At 35.7% G+C, this 21,560-nt stretch carries 14 protein-coding genes; 12 read left to right on the plus strand and 2 right to left on the minus strand.

Features of this window, described 5'->3' with window-relative positions; all coding sequences use genetic code 11:
* The 12 genes from K8B81_RS19755 to K8B81_RS19810 all read left to right on the plus strand — a co-directional run.
* Positions 1 to 8,224, plus strand: an 8,224-nt coding sequence (locus tag K8B81_RS19755) for a T9SS type B sorting domain-containing protein (RefSeq protein WP_223683267.1), incomplete at its 5' end; no start/stop codon positions are given.
* Between the two features lie 43 nt (positions 8,225 to 8,267).
* Positions 8,268 to 9,242 (plus strand): PorP/SprF family type IX secretion system membrane protein, encoded by a 975-nt coding sequence (locus K8B81_RS19760; protein ID WP_223683268.1) that lies wholly within the window; start codon positions 8,268 to 8,270, stop codon positions 9,240 to 9,242.
* 467 nt (positions 9,243 to 9,709) lie between these two features.
* Positions 9,710 to 10,576, plus strand: a complete 867-nt coding sequence (locus K8B81_RS19765) for a sensor histidine kinase (RefSeq protein ID WP_223683269.1) — start codon at positions 9,710 to 9,712, stop codon at positions 10,574 to 10,576.
* Entirely contained in the window at positions 10,573 to 11,271 is a 699-nt protein-coding gene (locus K8B81_RS19770; RefSeq protein WP_223683270.1) for a LytR/AlgR family response regulator transcription factor, read from the plus strand. Before K8B81_RS19765 ends, K8B81_RS19770 begins: the two co-directional genes overlap by 4 nt.
* Positions 11,272 to 11,427: 156 nt before the next feature.
* Positions 11,428 to 12,183: a dioxygenase family protein gene (locus tag K8B81_RS19775; protein WP_223683271.1), complete on the plus strand. Its 756-nt coding sequence runs from the start codon at positions 11,428 to 11,430 to the stop codon at positions 12,181 to 12,183.
* A gap of 22 nt (positions 12,184 to 12,205) precedes the next feature.
* Positions 12,206 to 12,898, plus strand: coding sequence for a pirin family protein (locus K8B81_RS19780; protein WP_223683272.1), 693 nt, complete (start codon positions 12,206 to 12,208; stop codon positions 12,896 to 12,898).
* Between the two features lie 13 nt (positions 12,899 to 12,911).
* The gene (locus K8B81_RS19785; protein ID WP_223683273.1) at positions 12,912 to 13,415 is read left to right on the plus strand and encodes a hypothetical protein; all 504 of its coding nucleotides are present in this window, start codon (positions 12,912 to 12,914) and stop codon (positions 13,413 to 13,415) included.
* Positions 13,416 to 13,698: 283 nt separating this feature from the next.
* Positions 13,699 to 14,886: a phosphoglycerate kinase gene (locus tag K8B81_RS19790; protein WP_223683274.1), complete on the plus strand. Its 1,188-nt coding sequence runs from the start codon at positions 13,699 to 13,701 to the stop codon at positions 14,884 to 14,886.
* A gap of 111 nt (positions 14,887 to 14,997) precedes the next feature.
* The gene (locus K8B81_RS19795; protein ID WP_223683275.1) at positions 14,998 to 16,803 is read left to right on the plus strand and encodes a LysM peptidoglycan-binding domain-containing protein; all 1,806 of its coding nucleotides are present in this window, start codon (positions 14,998 to 15,000) and stop codon (positions 16,801 to 16,803) included.
* Positions 16,804 to 16,850: 47 nt separating this feature from the next.
* The gene (locus K8B81_RS19800; protein ID WP_025571187.1) at positions 16,851 to 17,825 is read left to right on the plus strand and encodes a DUF4837 family protein; all 975 of its coding nucleotides are present in this window, start codon (positions 16,851 to 16,853) and stop codon (positions 17,823 to 17,825) included.
* 49 nt (positions 17,826 to 17,874) lie between these two features.
* A complete protein-coding gene (locus K8B81_RS19805) occupies positions 17,875 to 18,516 on the plus strand; it encodes a DUF1579 domain-containing protein (protein ID WP_223683276.1) in 642 nt (213 codons plus the stop codon).
* Positions 18,517 to 18,664: 148 nt separating this feature from the next.
* Entirely contained in the window at positions 18,665 to 19,117 is a 453-nt protein-coding gene (locus tag K8B81_RS19810; RefSeq protein WP_223683277.1) for a GNAT family N-acetyltransferase, read from the plus strand.
* Here the strand turns inward: K8B81_RS19810 and K8B81_RS19815 are convergent.
* Positions 19,114 to 19,917, minus strand: a complete 804-nt coding sequence (locus K8B81_RS19815) for an OmpA family protein (protein WP_223683278.1) — start codon at positions 19,915 to 19,917, stop codon at positions 19,114 to 19,116. The genes K8B81_RS19810 and K8B81_RS19815 overlap by 4 nt on opposite strands.
* Before the next feature lies 1 nt (position 19,918).
* A complete protein-coding gene (locus tag K8B81_RS19820) occupies positions 19,919 to 21,556 on the minus strand; it encodes a S41 family peptidase (RefSeq protein ID WP_223683279.1) in 1,638 nt (545 codons plus the stop codon).
* Positions 21,557 to 21,560 lie beyond the last annotated feature (4 nt).

The raw sequence follows: 21,560 nt of genomic DNA on the forward strand, positions 1-21,560 counted from the left end.
AGACCAGGTTATTGTTTATTCTGTTAAGGATGCTAATGGCTGTATTACAGGTGGAAGCGCTACAGTAGATAAATATTTACCATTAACGGATATTACTTTTGCTGTGACTACAGCACCTGTTTGTCCGGGCAATGTTGCCGATATCACCCTTACGGTAGTTGGAGGTTATACTCCTGCTAAATACGAGATCATCTCGCCAATTACCGTTGATAACGGAACTAGTCCATTATTTGCAGGTTTGGCTGCCAATGAGACTTATTTATTCAGGGTAACGGATGCTAATGGCTGTTCAATTGAAAGAAACTATAAAATTGAGCCTGTAACGCCAATTGCTATTGCAGGAGCGATGCTTACAGATATTTCATGTAATGCAGCAGACGGTACTACCAATAACGGATCAGCACAGTTTACCGTTACAGGATTCAGTGCCTCTGGCAATTACAGTGTTGTGATTTCTCCGGCAGTTGCAGCGGCACAGATTTCACAAGTAGGCGATGTGATTACCCTTACAGGTTTATCAGCGAATACTTATACAGTAACAGTAGAGGACAATACCACACATTGTTCAGATGCTGCAGCTGTAACTATAACAGAACCAGATCCGATTGCTTTTGGGGCATCAGGAACCAAAGTATTCTGTTCACAGGATATTTCGAATATCACTGTTAGCGGTGTAACAGGGGGAACAGGTGCTTATACGTATGCAGTTGTAATTGATGGGGCTACCGCTCCGGGAGCTTCAGCTTACACGAACAGCCCTGTACTTTCAGTAGATACCAACCTTACTGATTTCCTATGGGATGTTTATGTAAGAGATGCTAACGGCTGTACGCATAAAGTGGATGTTTCAATTACCCACAATGTAGAACCAACGATTGTTGCTCCGGCAGCACAATGTTATACAGGATCGGCTCTTACAGTTGATTTAGACGCATTGACTACAGTTTATGGAGGATCTAAGACTTATATCGTAAACGGAACCACTCTGGGATCTTCAACAGCTACCTTTACATCACCTGGTACTTATAGATTAGGCATCAGGGATGACAATGGCTGTGAAGCATTTGTAAATTATACAATCGAGAAACAATTGTTGGCTACCGCTACATTGACCAAAGACTTGTATTGTGCAGGATCTGTTAATGCTACTATCGATGTGGCTATTACAGACGGGGTTGCTCCATATACTTACCAAATGTATTTAGGCGGTATTCCTTCAGGATTAGCAACGTCAACAGCAGGGAACTTTACAGCTTCGGTTTCAACGGCAGGCAGCTATACATTTGTTATTACAGACAGCAATGCAGCAGTTTGTTCAGTAACAACCAATGCAGTAGTTGTGAATACTCCTTCAACACCGCTAGCTAATGCAGTTCCAACAGCAGTAATCTGTAATGGAGAGAGCAACGGAACGATCACAGTAACAGCTTCAAACGGAGTTGCGCCTTATACATTTGCTCTTAGCGGCACAGGTGCTAATGCAAGTGGTAATGCAACAGGAATCTATACAGGTCTTATTGCAGGCACTACTTATTCAGTAGTTGTAACGGATGCCAAAGGATGTGCTTCAGCGGCTATTCCTGTAACGATCACCGAGCCATCAGTATTGGCAGCTACATCTTCAGTTACGCCATTTGGTTGTAATTCAGGCAATGTGCCGCAGCCAGCAGTTGTTACGGTAACAGCTACTGTTGGTACAGGTACAGCACCATATACTTATAGCTTCAATGGCTCAACGACCTATACTTCTGTTAACACATTGGTTGTTGCAGACAATGGCACCGACCAGGTTATTGCTTATTCTGTTAAGGATGCCAATGGCTGTATTGTAAGCGGAAGCGCTACAGTAAACAGATATTTACCGTTGACCGATATTACATTTGCTGTGACCACGGCACCTGTTTGTCCGACCAATGTTGCCGATATTGCTTTGACAGTAACAGGCGGATATGTTCCTATGGCTAAATACGAGATCATTTCCCCAATCACGGTTAATAATGGTAACAATGCTTTGTTTACCGGTTTGGCACCAGATACTTATTTATTCAAAGTAACGGATGCTAATGGCTGTTCAATAGAGAGAAATTACACAATTGTCCCAGTAACGCCAATCGCTATTGCAGGGGTTATGCTAAATGATATTTCATGTAATGCAGCAGATGGTACTACCAATAACGGTTCAGCACAGTTTACAGTTACAGGCTTCAGCGCCACTGGTAATTACAGCGTTGTGACTTCTCCGGCAGTTGCAGCAGGACACGTTTCACAAACTGGCGATGTAATTACCCTTACGGGATTATCATCAGGTACATATACAGTAACAGTACAGGACAATACAACACATTGTTCTGCAAATGCGTCTGTTACTATAACAGCACCAAATCCGATTGCTTTCACGGCATCAGGCACCAAAGTGTTCTGTTCACAGGATATTTCTACTATTACAGTTAGTTCAGTAGTAGGAGGAACAGGATCTTACACTTACGCTGTTGTACAAGGGGGCTCAGCCGCACCGGTTGCTTCGGCATATGGTACAAATGCAGTGATGTCAGTAGACACGAACCTTACGGATCTGTCATGGGATGTTTATGTAAAAGATGCTAACGGCTGTATCCACAGGGAGAATGTTATGATCACCAACAATGTGGCTCCGACAATTAATCCTGCAGCGCCACAGTGTTATGCAGGATCAGCCCTGACAGTTGACTTAGATGCATTGACTACAGTTTACGGAGGAGTTAAGACCTATACAGTAAACGGATCCGTTATCCCTACATCAACAGCTACCTTTACATCACCTGGTACTTATAGATTAGGCATCAGGGATGACAATGGCTGTGAAGCATTTGTAAATTATACAATCGAGAAACAATTGTTGGCTACCGCTACATTGACCAAAGACTTGTATTGTGCAGGATCTGTTAATGCTACTATCGATGTGGCTATTACAGACGGGGTTGCTCCATATACTTACCAAATGTATTTAGGCGGTATTCCTTCAGGATTAGCAACGTCAACAGTAGGGAACTTTACAGCTTCGGTTTCAACGGCAGGCAGCTATACATTTGTTATTACAGACAGCAATGCAGCAGTTTGTTCAGTAACAACCAATGCAGTAGTTGTGAATACTCCTTCAACACCGCTAGCTAATGCAGTTCCAACAGCAGTAATCTGTAATGGAGAGAGCAACGGAACGATCACAGTAACAGCTTCAAACGGAGTTGCGCCTTATACATTTGCTCTTAGCGGCACAGGTGCCAACACAAGCGGGGATGCAACAGGGGTTTATACAGGCCTTATTGCAGGAACTACTTATTCAGTTGTTGTAACGGATGCCAAAGGATGTGCTTCAGCGGCAGTACCGGTAACGATCACCGAGCCTGCTGCTTTAACAGCCAATGCAGTTGTAACACCGTTTGGATGTGATCTTACAAATAATGCTAAAGATGCAATAGTAACAATTACAGCTGGTGGAGGTACTACAGATTATACGTATAGTTTTGATGGTGGAACTACTTTCCAGCTATCACCTTCATTTAGTGTGAATACTTCACAAACTATTAATTATGTAGTGCTTGATGCTAATGGATGTAAGGTAACAGGACAAGCGATAGTTAATCCATATTTACCACCAAGAGATATGGACATTATAGCAACTCCTATTTATTGTACATCAGGAAATGTAGCAACAGTAACTGTTAATACAGTAACTGGTGGAGCATTACCATATACATATGAAATTATTTCGCCAGCTTCAGCAGTAACTGCTTCAAGCGGAACGAATAGTTTTGCAAGTTTAACACCTGATACTTATATTATTAAAGTAACAGATAACAATGGTTGTAGCATAACTAAACCAATTATTGTTAAAGAAGCTGATAAAATATCAGTTACGCATCAAATTATTAATGATGTATATTGTAAAGGAGGTAGCACAGGAGCTGTAGATTTCACAGTTTCGAATTACATTACTTCGGCTAACTATACATTTAATTTAATAAAAGGTGCAACAATTGTAAGTTCATTCACTCAAAACGGAGATGTTATTAGTTACACTGGTCTGGCTGAAGGTAATTATACTTTCACAGTTACAGATGCTGTTTCGGGTTGTTCAGCTCCAATTAATTTCACAATTACTGAACCAGTTGCTGTTTTAAGCTCAACTTCAGTTGCAACAAACATTAATTGTAACGAGGATAATGCAACTATTACAGTAACTGCAAACGGAGGAACTGCACCTTACAGATATGCAGTAGCGAAAGCAGGTGATCCGATTCCAACAAGTTTTGGTCCAAGTAATCAGTTGGTGGTGGATACCAAAAATGGTGCTGATGTAAACTGGATTGTATATGTATTAGATAGCAATAATTGTGATGCAAATAATGCTCAGCCTATACAACCGGATGTAAACCCAACTGTTGTCAGCGCAGTAGCTACACAATGTCCAAGTGTAACAGGAACTTATGAAATTACTGTAACAGCAACTGGATTCAATTCAGCATTATTATACAGTGTAGACGGTGTAAGTTTTGATGCAAACAATGTTATCACGGTTAATGCTCCTGGTACCTATAATGTAACAGTAAAAGATGCTAATGGTTGTTCTTCAGCAGTTACTCCTGTTACTATTCTTGAACCACTAGTACTAACACCAACAGTAACTACTTCTCCTTCTTGTACAGATGGTGATGGTATTGTAGCTGTGTCAACAACAGGAGGTTCAGGAAACTATGTTTATAACATCGATGGAGGTGCTTTCGGAGCAACTACACCTTTAACAGGAGTTCATTCAGGATCTCACATTATAGGCGTTAAGGATACAACTACTTTATGTGAAGTATTTGTAACTATAGATCTAAAACCAGCGACTATAATTACAGGATTTGCGTTGACATCAACACCTGTAACTTGTAACGGAGGTAACGATGGTACTATCACGGCCACTATGGATACTCCGGCAGATGGTATTAACGATAATCCAAAATACACTTACAGTCTGGATGGAGGTACAACCCAACAAGATTCACCTGTGTTCACTGGATTAACAGCCGGAACTTATACTGTATTAGTAACATCTGAAAGAGGATGTACAGCAACAGCAACAATTCCGGTTATTCAACCAAATCCTATAGTTGTAAATACTGTTAATACCGTACAATTTGTTTGTACTACTGGCAATACATCTAACTTCGCAACAATTACAGTTGATCCGGTAACAGGAATAAGCGGTGGTTCAGGTACGTATGTGACTTATGAATTTATCAAAAACGGTACTCAGGTTCAAATAGGTACTTCAAATACATACACAGAATTTGATTTATCTGGCGGAACTTATACTGTAAGTGTTTATGACAGCAATGGTTGTATGGGTACTTATACCACGCCAATAGCAATTGCTCCATACATTAAGTTAGATAAAATAGATGTTGTTAAAACTGCTATTACATGTACTAATCTGGAAAGTATTACTGCTACGGCAGTTGATGCTTCCGGAGCTACAATAGCTGGTATTGAATATACTTTAACAGATGTGAGTGGTACAATTACATTCACTCCAAATACAACTGGTAGCTTTACAGGATTAGCAGTGGGTCAGTATATTATTACAGCATTAAATCCGGCAACAGGATGTAGTATCCAAAAAGCTCATTATGTTAATCAACCAAATACTTTCGACTTAAATATTGTAAAAGATAGTGATATCGTTTGTTATGGTTCGAATGACGGCGCGGTAACGATTACTTTAATAGACAATATTGGTAATCCTGATGAAGCTGGAAAATTCAATTATACATTATCATTATTAGGAGCTGTAGTACGTTCAGGAACTTCTGCAACAGCAGGACCACTGTCTTTAACAAATCTGTCAGCAGGTGAATATACTGTTTCAGCAACATTAATTGACAGTCCATTCTGTACAGTGCCAGCTACATTTACAATTGGACAGCCTGATGCACCACTGCAAATTGCAGAAACGCATGATGCTATTACTTGTATCTCAGGTAATAATGATGGAAGAATTGTGGTATCTGCAACTGGCGGATGGGCAGGAGGATACGAGTATAAATTAGAAAATAGTACTGGTACTATTATTTCTGACTGGTCTGCAACTTCTGAGTTCCCTAATCTGACAGCTGAAACATATACTGTAAGCGTAAGAGATACAAAAGGTTGTCCTGTAAGTACTAATGTAGTTTTAGAAATTCCAAAACAAATTACTGTAACTGCTGTTCCGGATATGACTATCGTACCATGTTACGGAGCTACTAGTGCTACAATTACAGCAACTAATGTAACAGGAGGTCAGGGAAGTAACTATTCATATACTTTGAATATAATTACGGCTACTGGAGTAATTTCTTCAGGTCCACAAGCTTCACCAAGCTTCTCAGGATTAGGTGCAGGAACTTATAGCATAACAGTTACTGATGGATATACTTGTAAAAATACTTCAGATGAAGTAACAATCACAGAGCCAACTATTGTTACGCCATTGTTAGTACATTCAGGTAATGCAACTTGTTTAACGCAAGATAGTTTGACTTTAAGCGTAACAGGCGGAACAGCTCCTTATACATATAGTGCAGATTCTAGTTTTACTACAGGAGTTGTTACATTGCCAGCTTCAGGCTCAGATACTTTCAATGTAGCCCCAGGTGAGTATAAATACTATGTAAAAGATGCTAATGGATGTGTAAGTTTTGTTTCAAATGGTATTAAGGTTCCAGAATTCCCTGAACTTGATATCGACATTGATGTTCAAAATGTTATTAATTGTAAAGGTGAGACCACTGGTGTTATCGTTGCTACAGCGACAGGTGGTGTAGGTAATTATGTTTACACATTATTAATTAGCGGAACAACAACAATTGTTCAGGGACCTAAAACAGACGGTATTTTCGAAGATTTACCAGCAGGAAACTATGCAGTACATGTTGTTAGCGATGATTGCCAAAAAGATTCAGCTGTTATTCCGATTACAGAACCAGCTGACCCAATGGTAAATACTACTTCTTCTACAAATGTTACTTGTTACGGTAGTAAAGACGGAAAAATTATTATTACAACAACTGGAGGATCAGGGAAATATACTTATGCAATTTCTCCTTATTTGAACCAGTTCTTTGATGATGGAATATTTGAAAATTTAGATCGAGGTCATTACACAGTATTGATTCAAGATGCATCAGCTGGATGTACTGAACTTATTGATTTTGAAATCACCGAGCCAACACCTCTATATGCTGAACTTATTCCAAATACCATGTTGCCGGAACAATGTAAAGGTGAGAAAAACGGTTCTTTCAGTATAGAAGTAGCAGGTGCAACGGGTCCATACAGCTATAGCCTTGATGTAAGAAACGGAACATATACGTTAGGTGCTATAGGACAAACAAGATTCGATTTTGATAATCTTTCAGGTGGCAGACACATTGTTTATATTAAAGATGCTAAAGCTTGTACATACGAACTTGAAATTCTGATGGATGATGCTGTTGTACTTGATCCACAATATGTAATTAATTATGACTGTGTGAATAATGCTGCTGCTAATTCAGTAACAATTACTGTTGATCAAAGCATTACAAACCCTGCAGATGTTGATTACGCTCTTGACGGAATTGCTCCTTATCAGGCAAGTAACATCTTTACAAATGTTGCTCCAGGTAAACACTTTGTAATGGCGAGACATACAAATGGTTGTGAAGTACCAACGAAGGAATTCGAGATTAAAGCCATTGCTCCATTAACTCTGGCATTAACAGCAGGACAGCAGGAAATGAATGTAATTTCGGTTGCAGCTGCCGGTGGATCCCCAGCTTATATGTACAGTTTCAACGGAGAAGAGTTTACATCTTCTAACACATACAAGATCTACAAATCAGGAGATTATGAAGTGATAGTTAGAGATCAAAATGGCTGTACGGCAACATTAATTACAACAGTGCCATATGTTGATGTTTGTATCCCGAATTACTTTACACCAAATGGCGACGGTCTTTATGACGAATGGGGCCCTGGTTGTACGAATATTTACAACAACCTTGAGTTCTCTATCTTCGACAGATACGGTCGTGAGATTGCTAAATATCGTTACGGTCAGAAATGGAATGGTAAATACAATGGTGAAGAATTACCAACAGGTGATTACTGGTATGTTCTTAAACTAAATGACAAGAAAGATGATAGAGAGTTTGTTGGACATTTCACACTATACAGATAACAAAATAACAGCCCCTGTGATGTTATCTAAAAAAATTATTACAATGAAAAAATTAATAGTATCCTTAGTACTCCTAGCTGTAACATCAGGTTACAGCCAGGAGTTAAACCTACCGGTGTTTACGCAGTATTTAGCAGATAATCCTTTTGTAATTTCACCAGCCTATGCAGGTATTGGAGATAACGTTAGAATAAGGGTTAACGGATTGACACAGTGGGTCGGCATTAAAGACGCACCAGATAACCAGTCTGCTTATTTGGATTTTAGGCTTTTGGATCGTTCAGGGGTTGGTATTTCAGTTTACAACGATAAAAATGGTTATACGAGACAGACAGGAGCCAAAGTTTCATTTGCCCATCATATCATTTTAGACTATTATTCTAAGCAGTATATGTCTTTTGGTATTTCCTATAACTTTAATAGTTTTAGGATTGATACGGATGAATTTAGTACTGATATCGAACATCCTGTTTTAGATCCTTCCATTACAAATGATCGCTACACTGCAAATAATAACTTTGACATCAGTGCACTATATCGTAATAAAAATTTCTATTTGAGTTTTAATGCGAATAACGTTTTGAAGAAAAATACCAATAAATTTAGAGGTGTAGAGCCAGATTTACTATCTAATTATCAGGTGTATACAGGATTTACATTTAGAGATGCAGAAAATAACCGTATCGAATATGAACCTTCAGTCTTTTATCAGTATTTTGCCAGTGATAAACGTTCTGCAACGGATATCAATTTTAAATACAGACGTTATAATCGCTACGAAGAATATTACTGGATAGGTGTTTCGTATCGTATGCTGAATGATCAGTTCCCCAAACCTTTATCATTGGGACCAATGGCAGGTTTCATGAAGTCTAAAATTTATTTTGCTTATTCCTATCAGGTAATGTTTAACGATTTAGGATATTACAACTCAGGAACCCATGTTGTCACACTTGGATTTGATTTCCTTCAGGCATTAAGCAGTTGTCCTTGTACGGATAGTCCGGTTCATGATTAATGAATTATAAAGAAAGGCTTTAGAACAAATAGTTTTAAAGCCTTTTTTAGTAAGTATTTATAAGAAATCGCAAGATTACATGGTTTTACCTCAATAATTTGATATAAACCATCAGCATCATTAAATTTGAATAAATCAATTCGATTTATGAAATCGCCATTTACAAGTTTAGCAATTCCAATAGAAATGGCGATACCATATATGACGGTTAAAAAACAACTTTTACATATATGAAAACTAAACTTTCGTTTTATGTCCTGCATGTAGGTTTGTGCCTTGCTTTTTTATTTTTGCCTTATGCATTTACATCGGTCAAAACAATTTTTGCGTGGCCCAATTTGTACTCTAATGTACATGATCGGATTTATTTTTTTATTTATTTTAGTTTATTATGTTTCTTTTATTTTAACTACTATTATTTAATTCCACAATATTATTTTCAAAACAAGCAATTATTATATTTTATAATGATTGCTTGTTTTCTTTTATTTTTTGTGTGGATTTCAGGATTTTTAGATCACCCGGATTACAATTTTTTAGATTTTAGGGATCATACAAAACCCTTTTTACATCATCGCGGACCTTTTAATGAAGGAATGAAACCGCCTCCGGATTTTCGAAATATCCCTCCGGGACCAATGTCTTTTGATACAATGGGCGGACCGCCAACTCAGTACGGACATACAGCTCTGGTATATTTGCTCGGTGTAATTTCAAGTTTGTTATTTGCTATATCCGGAAGGCTGCAAAATGTAGAAAAAGAAAAAATGAAGTCAGAGTTGGCTTTTTTAAAAGCGCAGATCAATCCGCATTTTTTATTTAATACACTTAATAGTATTTATGCTCTTGCTTTAAAAAAAGATGATAAAACTCCCGATGCCGTGATACAGTTATCTGAGCTCATGCGCTATATTATTACCAATGCCAATGATGAAGTAATCGATTTGAGTAAAGAAACCAATTACATCAATAATTTTATTTCATTACAAAAAACACGTTTAGGCAATACTGTAGTTGTAGATTATCAGCTAAACGGAACCCCATTTGGAAAGGCAATTACACCGCTTATTTTAATTTCTTTCATAGAAAATGCTTTCAAGCATGGTGTAAATCCAGATCAGACTTCAGAAATTTGTATTTATATTGATATTCATGAAAAAGAATTAACATTGATGGCATCCAATAAAAAGACATTTTCGATTCAATCAGATAGCGGAATTGGGCTGCAAAATACAATTGAAAGACTTGCGTTATTGTATCCAAATAAACATCAGTTAAAAATAGAAGATACTAACGAAAAGTATATTGTAAATTTAAGTATTGAAGTAGGATGATAAAAGCAATAGCATTAGACGATGAACCTTTGGCATTAGAAATTTTGCAAAGTCTGTGCGCTGAAATTGAGTATATCGATTTGCAAAAAACGTTTACAAAATCTGATGAAGCTTTCAAATATCTTAAAAAATATCCTGTGGACTTGTTGTTTTTAGATATCAATATGCCTTCTATTTCCGGATTGGATTTTTATAAAAAACTGCCGCATAAAACAATGGTCATTTTTACAACAGCCTATTCTGAATTTGCTGTAGATGGTTTTACGTTAAGTGCTACTGATTATCTTTTAAAACCTATTTCGTTTTCCCGTTTTCAGCAGGCTGTTGAAAGAGCACTTCAGCACTGGAAAACTCAAAATCAGAATCTGGAACAGCAATATCTTTTTATCCGTGCGGATTATAGTCTGATCAAAATTCTCTTTTCAGATATTTTATATATCGAAGGCTTAGATGATTATCTTAAAATTTATATTCAGAATCAAAAAACTGTTGTGGCCAGAATGACTTTGAAAGGCATGCTTCAAAAATTGCCTTCCACTGAATTTGTTCGTGTGCATCGTTCGTTTATTATTCCAATTTCTAAAATTGAAAAAATCAGAAATAAAATGATTCATATCGATCAGGCAGAAATACCAATAAGTGCCAGTTTTGAAACTGCTTTTTTTGATCTTTTAAATAAAAAACACAAACCTTAATTGTAATAAATTAATTACAAATTTATTTTTTCTCTTCTTTTACCTCATAATTATTGTTGATTACCTCAAACTTTTTCCACGATTATAATTTCGAATAATTTTACTTGAAAATTATGCTTAATCATTTAATTGATAAAACATTAAAACCAAGAAAATATGGAAAGAAAAGATTTTTTAAGAGGTTTAGGTTTAGTAGGAATAGGTTCTTTGGCCATTCCAATAATTAATGCTTGTAGTAAAGATGATGATGCTTCAGAAACGTCAACCGATACAGATACGGCCACTGATACAGGTTCAGATTCAGGTTCCTCAGTTACTTGTTCTGTAACTCCTTCTGAAACCGCGGGTCCATTTCCGACCATTACACCATCTTCTTTAGTAAAATCAAATATAGTTATGGACAGAACTGGTGTTGCTTTTACAATTAATATTACCATAAAAAATACCAAAGAAAGCTGTGCCGCTTTAAAAGGCGCTATTGTTGATATCTGGCACTGTGACAAAGATGGTTATTATTCTGAGTATGGAGGAACAGGTATGCAATCCGTAAATTATACTTCTGTACATTTTTTAAGAGGAAGGCAAACTACAGATGATAATGGATTGGTGACTTTTACCTCTATATTTCCGGGTTGGTATTCTGGTAGGGCAACACATATTCACGTACATATTTACAACGCAGCCGGAACGTCATTATTAGTTACACAAATTGCGTTTCCCGAAGGTTCCGGCAGTGCAGTGACTTTGGTAAATGCTTCAACAGCTAACGGATATACTAAAGGTATGTCAGGTTATACGTATAATGCTGCTGATAATGTATTTTCTGATGGTTATACGAATGAATTGGCAACTGTTACAGGAAGTGTTGCCGAAGGTTTTGTTTTAAAACATACCATCAATGTTGCGGGTTAAAAACATGTAAATACCGTTTAAGATGATTAAGCAGATTCCAGCCCAGATATATAAATCAGAAACTAGAGGGGTTTTTAAATCAGCAAAATACAACTGTTTTGCTACCTTTAATTTTGATCAGTACCAGGATTTGTCCAGAACACCATTTGGTTCATTGCAGATTTTGAATGAGGAAATATTGGCTCCGCAACATTGTATTTCCAGAATTATAAAGGCAAATACAAATGTGATTATTTTGCCTTTATTTGGTGGAATTGAATGCAAAGATAATCTGGGTAATACTGAATTTTTAAGAGTTGAAGAAGTTAAGATAATAGCTGCTGTAGATGAAATGACTTTGGAAATTTTCAATCCTTACGAAAGTGAAAACGTGAGTTTTCTTATCATTCATTTTCAAAAGGAAACACAGTCTTTTAGAAATTATTTTCAAAATTCTGAAATCGATCTAACCATTAGAAATAAATTAATCCGGTTGTTTCATATTCAAGAAACGGCTTGTTTTATTGGAGTTTACGATGGAAGAAAAGAAGGATTTTATACTTTAAATAATCTTAAAAATGGTGTTTTCATTTTTGTAGTGAACGGTGCTTTTGAAGTAGAAGACCGGCTTTTAGAAGCTAAGGACGGTTTGAGTATAAAAAGCACAGAAGTAATAGAATGGGAAGCTTTATCTGAAAATGCCGTTTTATTGCTTTTCGAAGTTGCTTTAAAATAAACGACCAAAACGTATGAAAATTTCAAAAATAAGACTGGCATATCGTGTAATTATTGATAGTTCTTCTACAATAATCTGGGACAAATATGTTTTTGAAGACACTTTTAAAGAATATAAAATGCAAAGCCAGCAATTCAATTCAGCGGAAAATCCTAAAAATACTTTCAGGGAATTATTGTCTGAAAACGAAAAAGCTTCTCATCTGCATTTTTTGGTTGGAATTGCGGCTGATGGCTATATTCAACAGCTAAAAGGTAATTTCTACAGGGTTCCGGATGTGTTGGGAAATCAGTATTTTCCGTTTATCAATTATAAGCTGGATATCGTAAATAGTGATGTTACAGATCTTTCGAAGCACAAAATCGGAATTACATTTTATTCTCCGTTGTTAAGTTATTTCGGTAGTATAGAAGGAAATTATGTAGTTTCTAAAAATACTGAAAACACAAACGAATACGAAACGTTTATGTTTCCGGTGCAGCCACATTTGTCAATCTGTTATATTCAAAAAGAATAATTTCGTTATTATTTCCAAAAACAAAAACCACATCTTGTTTTCGAGGCTGTCTAAAAAGTCTCAAAAGGCAAAGAGGCTGTCCCAAAAGGGCAGCTTCTTTTTTCTCTGATAATAACCTAATTCATTGCAAAATTTGTGTTTAATATTTAATAAAGAAATTTATTTGTGAAATTATAACGATTTCGTTCTTTAAATTATTGGTTTTTTAGTTATCCGAATTTATAAGAACTGTAAAAGTTCTATATTTGTTTTTCTTTCAAAAAAACCCATAAATAATTATCAAATGAAAACTCTAAACGATTTCGATTTTAAAAATAAAAAAGCAATAATCCGTGTTGATTTTAATGTGCCTTTGGATGAAAACTTCAATGTAACAGACGCAACTCGTATCGAAGCTGCAAAACCAACTATTGATGCAATTTTAGCTCAGGGCGGAAGCGTAATTTTAATGTCACACTTAGGAAGACCAAAAGGTGCTGAAGAAAAATATTCATTAAAACATATTTTGAAAACAGCTTCTGAAATTTTAGGTGTACAGGTTAAATTTGCTGAAAACTGTGTTGGAGAACCTGCTCAGGCTGCAGCAAAAGATTTGAAACCGGGCGAAGTTCTTTTACTTGAAAATTTACGTTTTCACGCTGAAGAAGAAGCTGGAGATGTAGCTTTTGCTAAAGAATTAGCTTCTCTTGGAGATATTTATGTAAATGATGCTTTTGGAACGGCTCACAGAGCACACGCTTCAACAACTATCATCGCACAATTTTTCCCAACTGAAAAATGTTTTGGAACATTATTGGCAAAAGAAATCGACAGTTTAAATAAAGTATTGAATAACAGTGAAAAACCTGTAGTTGCAGTTTTAGGAGGTTCTAAAGTTTCTTCTAAAATCACGGTTATCGAAAATATCCTGGATAAAGTTGACCACATGATTATTGGTGGTGGTATGACTTTTACATTCATCAAAGCACAGGGTGGAAAAATTGGAGAGTCTATCTGCGAAGATGATAAATTAGATTTAGCACTTGATATTCTAAAGGCCGCTAAAGAAAAAGGAGTTCAGATCCACATTCCGGTTGATGTAATTGCAGCTGATGATTTTTCAAATTCAGCAAATACACAAGTTGTTGATGTAACTGCAATTCCTGATGGATGGCAAGGTCTGGATGCAGGTCCTAAATCTTTAGAGAACTTCAAGAAAGTAATTTTAGAGTCTAAAACAATCTTATGGAACGGTCCTCTAGGAGTTTTTGAAATGGAAACTTTCTCAAAAGGTACTATCGCTTTAGGTGATTATATTGCTGAAGCTACGGAAAAAGGAGCATTTTCATTAGTAGGAGGTGGAGATTCTGTTGCAGCTGTAAAACAATTCGGTTTTGAAGACAAAATGAGTTATGTATCAACCGGTGGAGGTGCAATGCTTGAAATGTTAGAAGGACGTGTTTTACCTGGTATTGCTGCTATTCAAGATTAAAAAAATAACAATTAACATTTTTTTTAGCGATTTTTACGCTTATTCTGCTTAAATTTGTAAAAATACCATTTCTGTAATTATTTGGATTATAGAATTTTAAAAAAATGTTATATGATTATAAGAAAAATTTCCTTAGCGCTTTCAGTCTTTTTTTCAATAGTTGGTTTTGCACAAGAAGTTGCCAAAGCAGATATTGAAATAAAGCCTGAAGTAAAGATTTCGTACTTAGATTCAGTAAAAAAATCATTCGTAAAAAATGACTTAGCCATTCGTGTTGATAGTCTTTGGATGAATGAATTAACAAGTCTGGATATATATGATGATTTAACTAAGGACATTCAGACAATCAATAAAGATGTTACAGTTGATCAGGAGTTGCCAACAGAGCTTTTAAAGCAAAGGCTTCAGGTAATGAATGAAAAGTCGCCTTTTGAAATAGAATACAATCAGGGACTGGAGAATATAATAAAGTCATTTCTTAAGAATCGTAAAAAATCGTTTTCCCGATTAATGGCTTTATCAGAATATTACTTTCCAATATTTGAGGATGCGTTTGCAAAACAAAATGTTCCTCTGGAAATTAAATATTTAGCCGTTGTAGAATCTGCTTTAAATCCTAAAGCAGTTTCTAAAATGGGTGCCACAGGACTTTGGCAATTCATGTACGGAACAGGAAAACAATACGATCTTAAAATTGATTCCTATATTGATGAACGCAGTGATCCTCTTAAAGCAACTGCAGCCGCATCTGAATACATGACTAAAATGTTCAGTGTTTTTGGTGATTGGGAACTGGTATTGGCGTCATACAATTCAGGTCCTGGAAACGTAACAAAAGCAATTCGTCGCTCTGGCGGAAAAACCAAATACTGGGATATCCGTAATTTTCTTCCAAAAGAAACACAAGGATATGTACCGGCTTTCTTAGCAACAATGTACCTTTTCGAATACCATAAAGAGCATGGTATCAATCCAGAAAGAGCTGTTGTGAAAAACTTTGAAACAGATACTATCCGTATCAAAGAAAAAATGACTTTTAAGCAGATTGCTGATTTGTTAGACATGCCGCAATCTCAATTAGAACTTCTTAATCCTTCCTATAAATTAAAAGTAGTGCCTTATTACCAAAATGAACAGCACTTTTTACGTTTACCAAAAGATAAAATTGCCACTTTTGTAGCGAACGAGGATAAAATTTATGCTTACGCAAAATATGATTCAGGTATTTACAAAATGCCTTCTCGTTTAGCACAGAAACTAACTCCAAAAGTAAAAGCAAAGCCAGTAAAAGTTCCTGAACCATTAGATCTTGAATCTTATATCGTTCAAAAGGGAGACAATTTAAGTTCGATTGCCCAAAAGTATGATGTTGCTGTAGCAGATATTAAAGAATGGAATAATCTTAAAAGTAACGCACTGGTATTAGGAAGATCTTTAAAAATAAAACCTAAGGATTTAGTTTCCAAAACTGCTCAGGAAGTAGTTAAAAAACCTGTCGAAACTGCAGTTGCATCTGCTGAATCATCTGATAAAAACGAAATTGAGGTAGAATATGTGGTAAAAAGCGGAGATAATCTGGGTAATATTGCTAAAAAATTCGGGGTAACACTGGCAGAATTAAAAGAGTGGAATAACTTAAACTCAAATAATCTTGCTTTAGGTAAATCACTAATCGTTTCTAAAAAAGAAACTACTATTGTTGAAACTACTGCTGTTGCTTCTAATTCAATTGATTCATTTAAGAAAAAAGCAAATTCTGCTAAATCTATAGGAGAAGATTATTATGTTAAAAAAGGAGATTCATTATATAGTATTTCAAAAAAATATCCTGGTGTGACCATTTCAGATATCAAAAAATGGAACGGAATTAAAGACGAGGATATAAAACCAGGAATGAAGCTTAAAATAAACGGATAATAAAATATCTTACCTAAATTTGGGTTTTATTTCATAAAAGTATAAAAATGAATAAAACCCATTTTTTGTTTCTGCTAGTTTCCGTTTTACTGGTTTCCTGTTTTCAAAAGAACGAAAACAAGGAAAAGCAAAAGCCAGGAAAAACCAATACAATTTCTATCATTATTGACGATCAGTTGTGGTATGGAGAAGTTGGTGACAGCATCCGAAATAAATTTGCTTCACCGGTTTTGGGTCTTACACAAGAAGAACCACTGTTTACAATAAATCAATATCCGGCAAAACTCCTTGAGGGTTTTGTAACCGATAGCCGAAGTATTATTGTAGTTAAAAAGTCAGCAGTAGATAAATTTGAGGTTAAAACCAATGATAAAACTTTGCCTCACAATACTTTCAGGATCTACGGAAAATCAATTGAAGACCTCATTTGCAGTATCGAAATGAATTCTCCGGAAATCATTCGGGCAATTCGGGAAACCGAGATTAAGAAAGTACAGCAGGATAACAGCAAATCACTTTTGAACCCAGCCGTTATTAAAAATAAGTTTCATATTGATCTTCAGATCCCGGTCGGATATGAATATATGTTACACAAGAAAAATTTCATCTGGCTTAAAAAAGAAATCATTAGTGGCAATACAAGCCTGCTTATTTATCAGATTCCGTTAAACGGGCTTACTAAGAATCTTGACGTTGTAGGTAATATTATCAGAATGCGTGACTCTGTAGGTCATTATATTAAAGGACGCGAACCTAATACACATATGATTACAGGGGAAGACTATGCTCCTTATTTTTCTTTAACAACATTAAATGGCAAAAAAACTTTTGAAACCAAAGGAACCTGGGAATTAAAAAACGATTTTATGACAGGACCTTTTATTAATTATGCCATAATTGATGAAGCTTACAAACGAATTTTGGTCATTGAAGGTTTTTGTTATTCACCCTCAAATCAGGAACGGGATTTAATGTTAGAATTAGAAGCCATTATAAAATCAGTCAGAATAGAGAAGAGATAAATTTTATTTTTCGTATTTTTGGTTGTAAGCAACATTTAACCAGTTAATTATGAAAAATTTATTTATAAAATTACTGATGTTAGTTTTTTGTTTTTCTTCCTGCAAAAAAGAAGTAAAAACAGCATTAGAAACTACTAATCCTGCCGATAGCATAAAAGCAGAAGATACAATGGCTGAAAAACCTTTAGATTCTGCGGCACAAATGAAAGCATGGATGGATTATGCTACACCGGGTTCACCACATAAGATGATGGCAGACGAAACCGGAACCTGGAATTGCGATATGACTTTTTGGGAAGAAGAAGGTGGTAAACCTGAAAAGGCAAGTTCTACGGCAAATATAAAAATGATCCTCGGTGGCCGTTATCAGGAAGCCAATTACAAGGGAACGATGATGGGACAGCCATTTGAAGGAAAATCTACACTAGCCTACAATAATGCGAGTAAAGAATATACTTCTACATTTATTGATAATATGGGAACCGGAATGATGATTGGCTCAGGCAAATATGACGACAAGACAAAAAGTATGGAACTTAAAGGCGATATGGTAAATCCTTTAAATGGTAAAAAAACACCATATAGGGAAGTCTACAGTATTGTGGACGCAAGAACACGTAAAATGGAAATGTACGATACAAAAAATGGTAAGGAATATAAAAGCATGGAAATCATTATGAAGAAGAAATAGCCTGAATCATATACCTTTAAAAAACTAAATAATTTCCCGATTGCGTCATGTAATCGGGATTTTTTTGAAACGAATTATTCTTTCTGTTTTCAGTTTTTTTAAATTAATTTGGCTCTTTCTAATTAGAATAAGTAATAAATACGACGTAATGGAATTAAAATGGAAAATAAAGCCTTTTGAGGCATTAACTGTTCATGAGTTATATGATTTGTTGAAACTAAGAAGTGAAATCTTTGTAGTGGAGCAAAATTGCGTTTATTTGGATATTGATGGGAAAGACAAGAAAGCTTTACACTTAATTGGAGAATATGATTCTAAAATTGTTGCCTATGTACGCTTATTTGATGCCGGGATTAGTTTTGATAATGCCTCAATTGGCAGGGTCGTAGTAGATGCAGATTATCGTGACAGAAAATGGGGCCATGATTTAATGAGAGAAGCCATTGCAGCGATAAAATCCAATTTTGGAAAAGATAAAATTACAATTGGTGCACAGTTATATCTGAAAAAATTCTACGAAAGCCACGGGTTCGTGCAAACGAGTGAAATGTATCTAGAAGATGATATTCCGCATATTGAGATGCAGTTAAACAGGCTCTAAATCTTAGTAATTTTAAATTCAACCCTTCTGTCTAAATAATCCCCTTTTTTAAGCGGATATTTATTACCGCAGCCCTGGTAGCTCATACGGCTTTTGGATATTTTTTTCGATACCAAATAGAAAAACACGGTTTTAGCACGGTTCCAGGAAAGTCTTCTTTCATTATTTTCACGATCTATCCCGTCTGTGTAGATTTCAGGAGTACAGCATACATGACCTCTTATTTCAAACTGAATGCTTTTTCTGGATTGCAGGATAGTGACAATTTTATCTAATTCTTTTTTAGATTTGTGGGTTAGTTTTGAACTCCCAAGATCAAACAGAATGTTTTCAAGTAAAACTTTATCACCAATGTTTAGTTCACTCTCTAATGAATTACGGATTCCTTTTCCGTAGCTGTTTTTCTTAACGGCAATTAAATCGACCCTGCGGTTTTTAGACCTGGTTTCATCTAGGTTTTCAACCGTATCGCTCCTGATTATGACTCGCCCTTTTCCTTCAAGAATGATTATTCTGCTTTTGTTAAATCCAATAGCAACTAATATTTTCTGAACGGTATTAACACGGTCCCTCGATAAGCGATAATTATATTCATCAGTACCACGATCATCGCAATAACCATAAATTTGTATCGACTCTATTTTTGTGGTGTCTATGTTTTTTGCAAAATCAGTAATGACTTTGGTTTGCTGACGGCTAAGTATATATTTATCAAAATCAAAATAAATGGTTTCGATGGGTTTTTGCTGCGCCCATAAATTGTAAATAAATAACAGAAATAGGGAGCTGCCAAGTTTCATCTTACATTTTTAAAATGGTTTTATACTCAGTTTGATTGTTTAACACGTTTACCGCTTTTTTAATTTCTGAATTGTTTTTAATATAATATTGATATAATCCTTCCTGATATTGATACCTTTTTATAAGTTCCTCTAAAATCAGGTTTTTAATTTCCTTTTGGTTTTTGTCTAATAATGTGGTTTCACTTTTTTCAAGTGCATTTAATAACTGCTTGTATTCGATAACAATTGCTTCATCAATTTGTTCATTTTTGGCTGCTGCCAAAGTGTTTTTCAATGCCAGTTCAGTTTCTGTATCGAAAGTAAACTTGTTGACTTTTAAATATTGCTTGAAAGCAGTATAATCAGCATCAGTGATGGTTGGAATTTTATCTCCCAAATTCGGGTTTTTATAATAGTAAGTAGTGGCATAATCAAAAATTCCGTCATTTTTTAATAGCGCATTTGTAATCGGACTCATTTTGGTTTCATCCAGTTCAATATCCGGCAAAACACCTCCGCCATCAAAAACGGTTCTTCCTTTTCTGGTTTTAAAAGCATTAAAATTTTTAGAATCAGTTTTTTGGGCTACACCATTTTTGTCTTTATGCGAATAATCCAATGCCTGAATGCAACGTCCTGAAGGAGTATAGTAACGTGAAATAGTTACTTTTAACTGTGTTCCGTACGTTAATTCAACAGTGCGCTGAACCAGACCTTTTCCAAAACTGCGGCTTCCTAAAATTACAGCACGATCTAAATCTTGTAAAGCTCCCGAAACAATCTCTGATGCCGAAGCACTTTTTCCGTTTACTAAAATGGCTAGCGGAATCTGAGTGTCTATAGGCTCTTTGGTTGTCTTGTAAGTATTGTTGTGTTTTTCAATTCTGGATTTTGTAGTTACAATTACTTCATTTTTTGGAACAAATAAATTACAAATATCAATAGCTTCATTTAATAGTCCGCCAGGATTTCCTCTTAAGTCCAATACAATCTGTGTAGCACCGTCACTTTTAAGTTTTTCAAGAGCTTCTTTTACTTCAAAGGCTGCTTTTCTGCTAAAATGTGCCAAAACGATATACCCCGTTTTATCATCAATTTTTCCATAAAACGGAACCGATTTAATATCAACTTCATCCAAAACAAGGTCTGTAGTGTACGTTTTTCCCTGACGCAGGTATTTTATTTTGATTTTAGTATTTTTTGTTCCTTTTAGCAATTGTGAAGCGTCGTCCTTAAAATCAGCAATCAAAACATCGCCAATCTGAATAATTTCGTCGCCTGCTTTTAACCCGGCTTTGTCTGCCGGATAATTTTTATAAGGTTCGCGAACAATTAAACGGTCTTTCTTACGGGCTATCATAGCGCCAATCCCTGTATATTCACCCGTATTGTTGATTTTAAAATTAACCACATCCTGCTCATTAAAATAAACCGTATAAGGATCTAAACTTCCCAACATGCTTTTTATACCCTTGTCCATCAGGTCACCCGGATTGGTTTCATCGACATAATTGGTGTTAACGGCTTTGAATAAGGTTGTGAAAATTTCTATTTGCTTGGCGATTTCAAAAAAGTCTTCTTTGAAACTGGTCCCAATAAATAAAAATCCTGCTGCAGCGGCTGGTATGATGAATTTCTTTTTGAAATAAGGGTACATAATT

The organism is Flavobacterium hibisci, assembly GCF_020026925.1.
Classification (GTDB): domain Bacteria; phylum Bacteroidota; class Bacteroidia; order Flavobacteriales; family Flavobacteriaceae; genus Flavobacterium; species Flavobacterium hibisci.

Coding starts and splice junctions, on each gene's coding strand:
- K8B81_RS19795 (WP_223683275.1), top strand. CDS start 14,998: ATGATTATAAGAAAAATTTCCTTAGCGCTTTCAGTCTTTTTTTCAATA.
- K8B81_RS19805 (WP_223683276.1), top strand. CDS start 17,875: ATGAAAAATTTATTTATAAAATTACTGATGTTAGTTTTTTGTTTTTCT.
- K8B81_RS19780 (WP_223683272.1), top strand. CDS start 12,206: ATGATTAAGCAGATTCCAGCCCAGATATATAAATCAGAAACTAGAGGG.
- K8B81_RS19765 (WP_223683269.1), top strand. CDS start 9,710: ATGATTGCTTGTTTTCTTTTATTTTTTGTGTGGATTTCAGGATTTTTA.
- K8B81_RS19785 (WP_223683273.1), top strand. CDS start 12,912: ATGAAAATTTCAAAAATAAGACTGGCATATCGTGTAATTATTGATAGT.
- K8B81_RS19790 (WP_223683274.1), top strand. CDS start 13,699: ATGAAAACTCTAAACGATTTCGATTTTAAAAATAAAAAAGCAATAATC.
- K8B81_RS19810 (WP_223683277.1), top strand. CDS start 18,665: ATGGAATTAAAATGGAAAATAAAGCCTTTTGAGGCATTAACTGTTCAT.
- K8B81_RS19770 (WP_223683270.1), top strand. CDS start 10,573: ATGATAAAAGCAATAGCATTAGACGATGAACCTTTGGCATTAGAAATT.
- K8B81_RS19815 (WP_223683278.1), bottom strand. CDS start 19,917: ATGAAACTTGGCAGCTCCCTATTTCTGTTATTTATTTACAATTTATGG.
- K8B81_RS19775 (WP_223683271.1), top strand. CDS start 11,428: ATGGAAAGAAAAGATTTTTTAAGAGGTTTAGGTTTAGTAGGAATAGGT.
- K8B81_RS19800 (WP_025571187.1), top strand. CDS start 16,851: ATGAATAAAACCCATTTTTTGTTTCTGCTAGTTTCCGTTTTACTGGTT.
- K8B81_RS19760 (WP_223683268.1), top strand. CDS start 8,268: ATGAAAAAATTAATAGTATCCTTAGTACTCCTAGCTGTAACATCAGGT.
- K8B81_RS19820 (WP_223683279.1), bottom strand. CDS start 21,556: ATGTACCCTTATTTCAAAAAGAAATTCATCATACCAGCCGCTGCAGCA.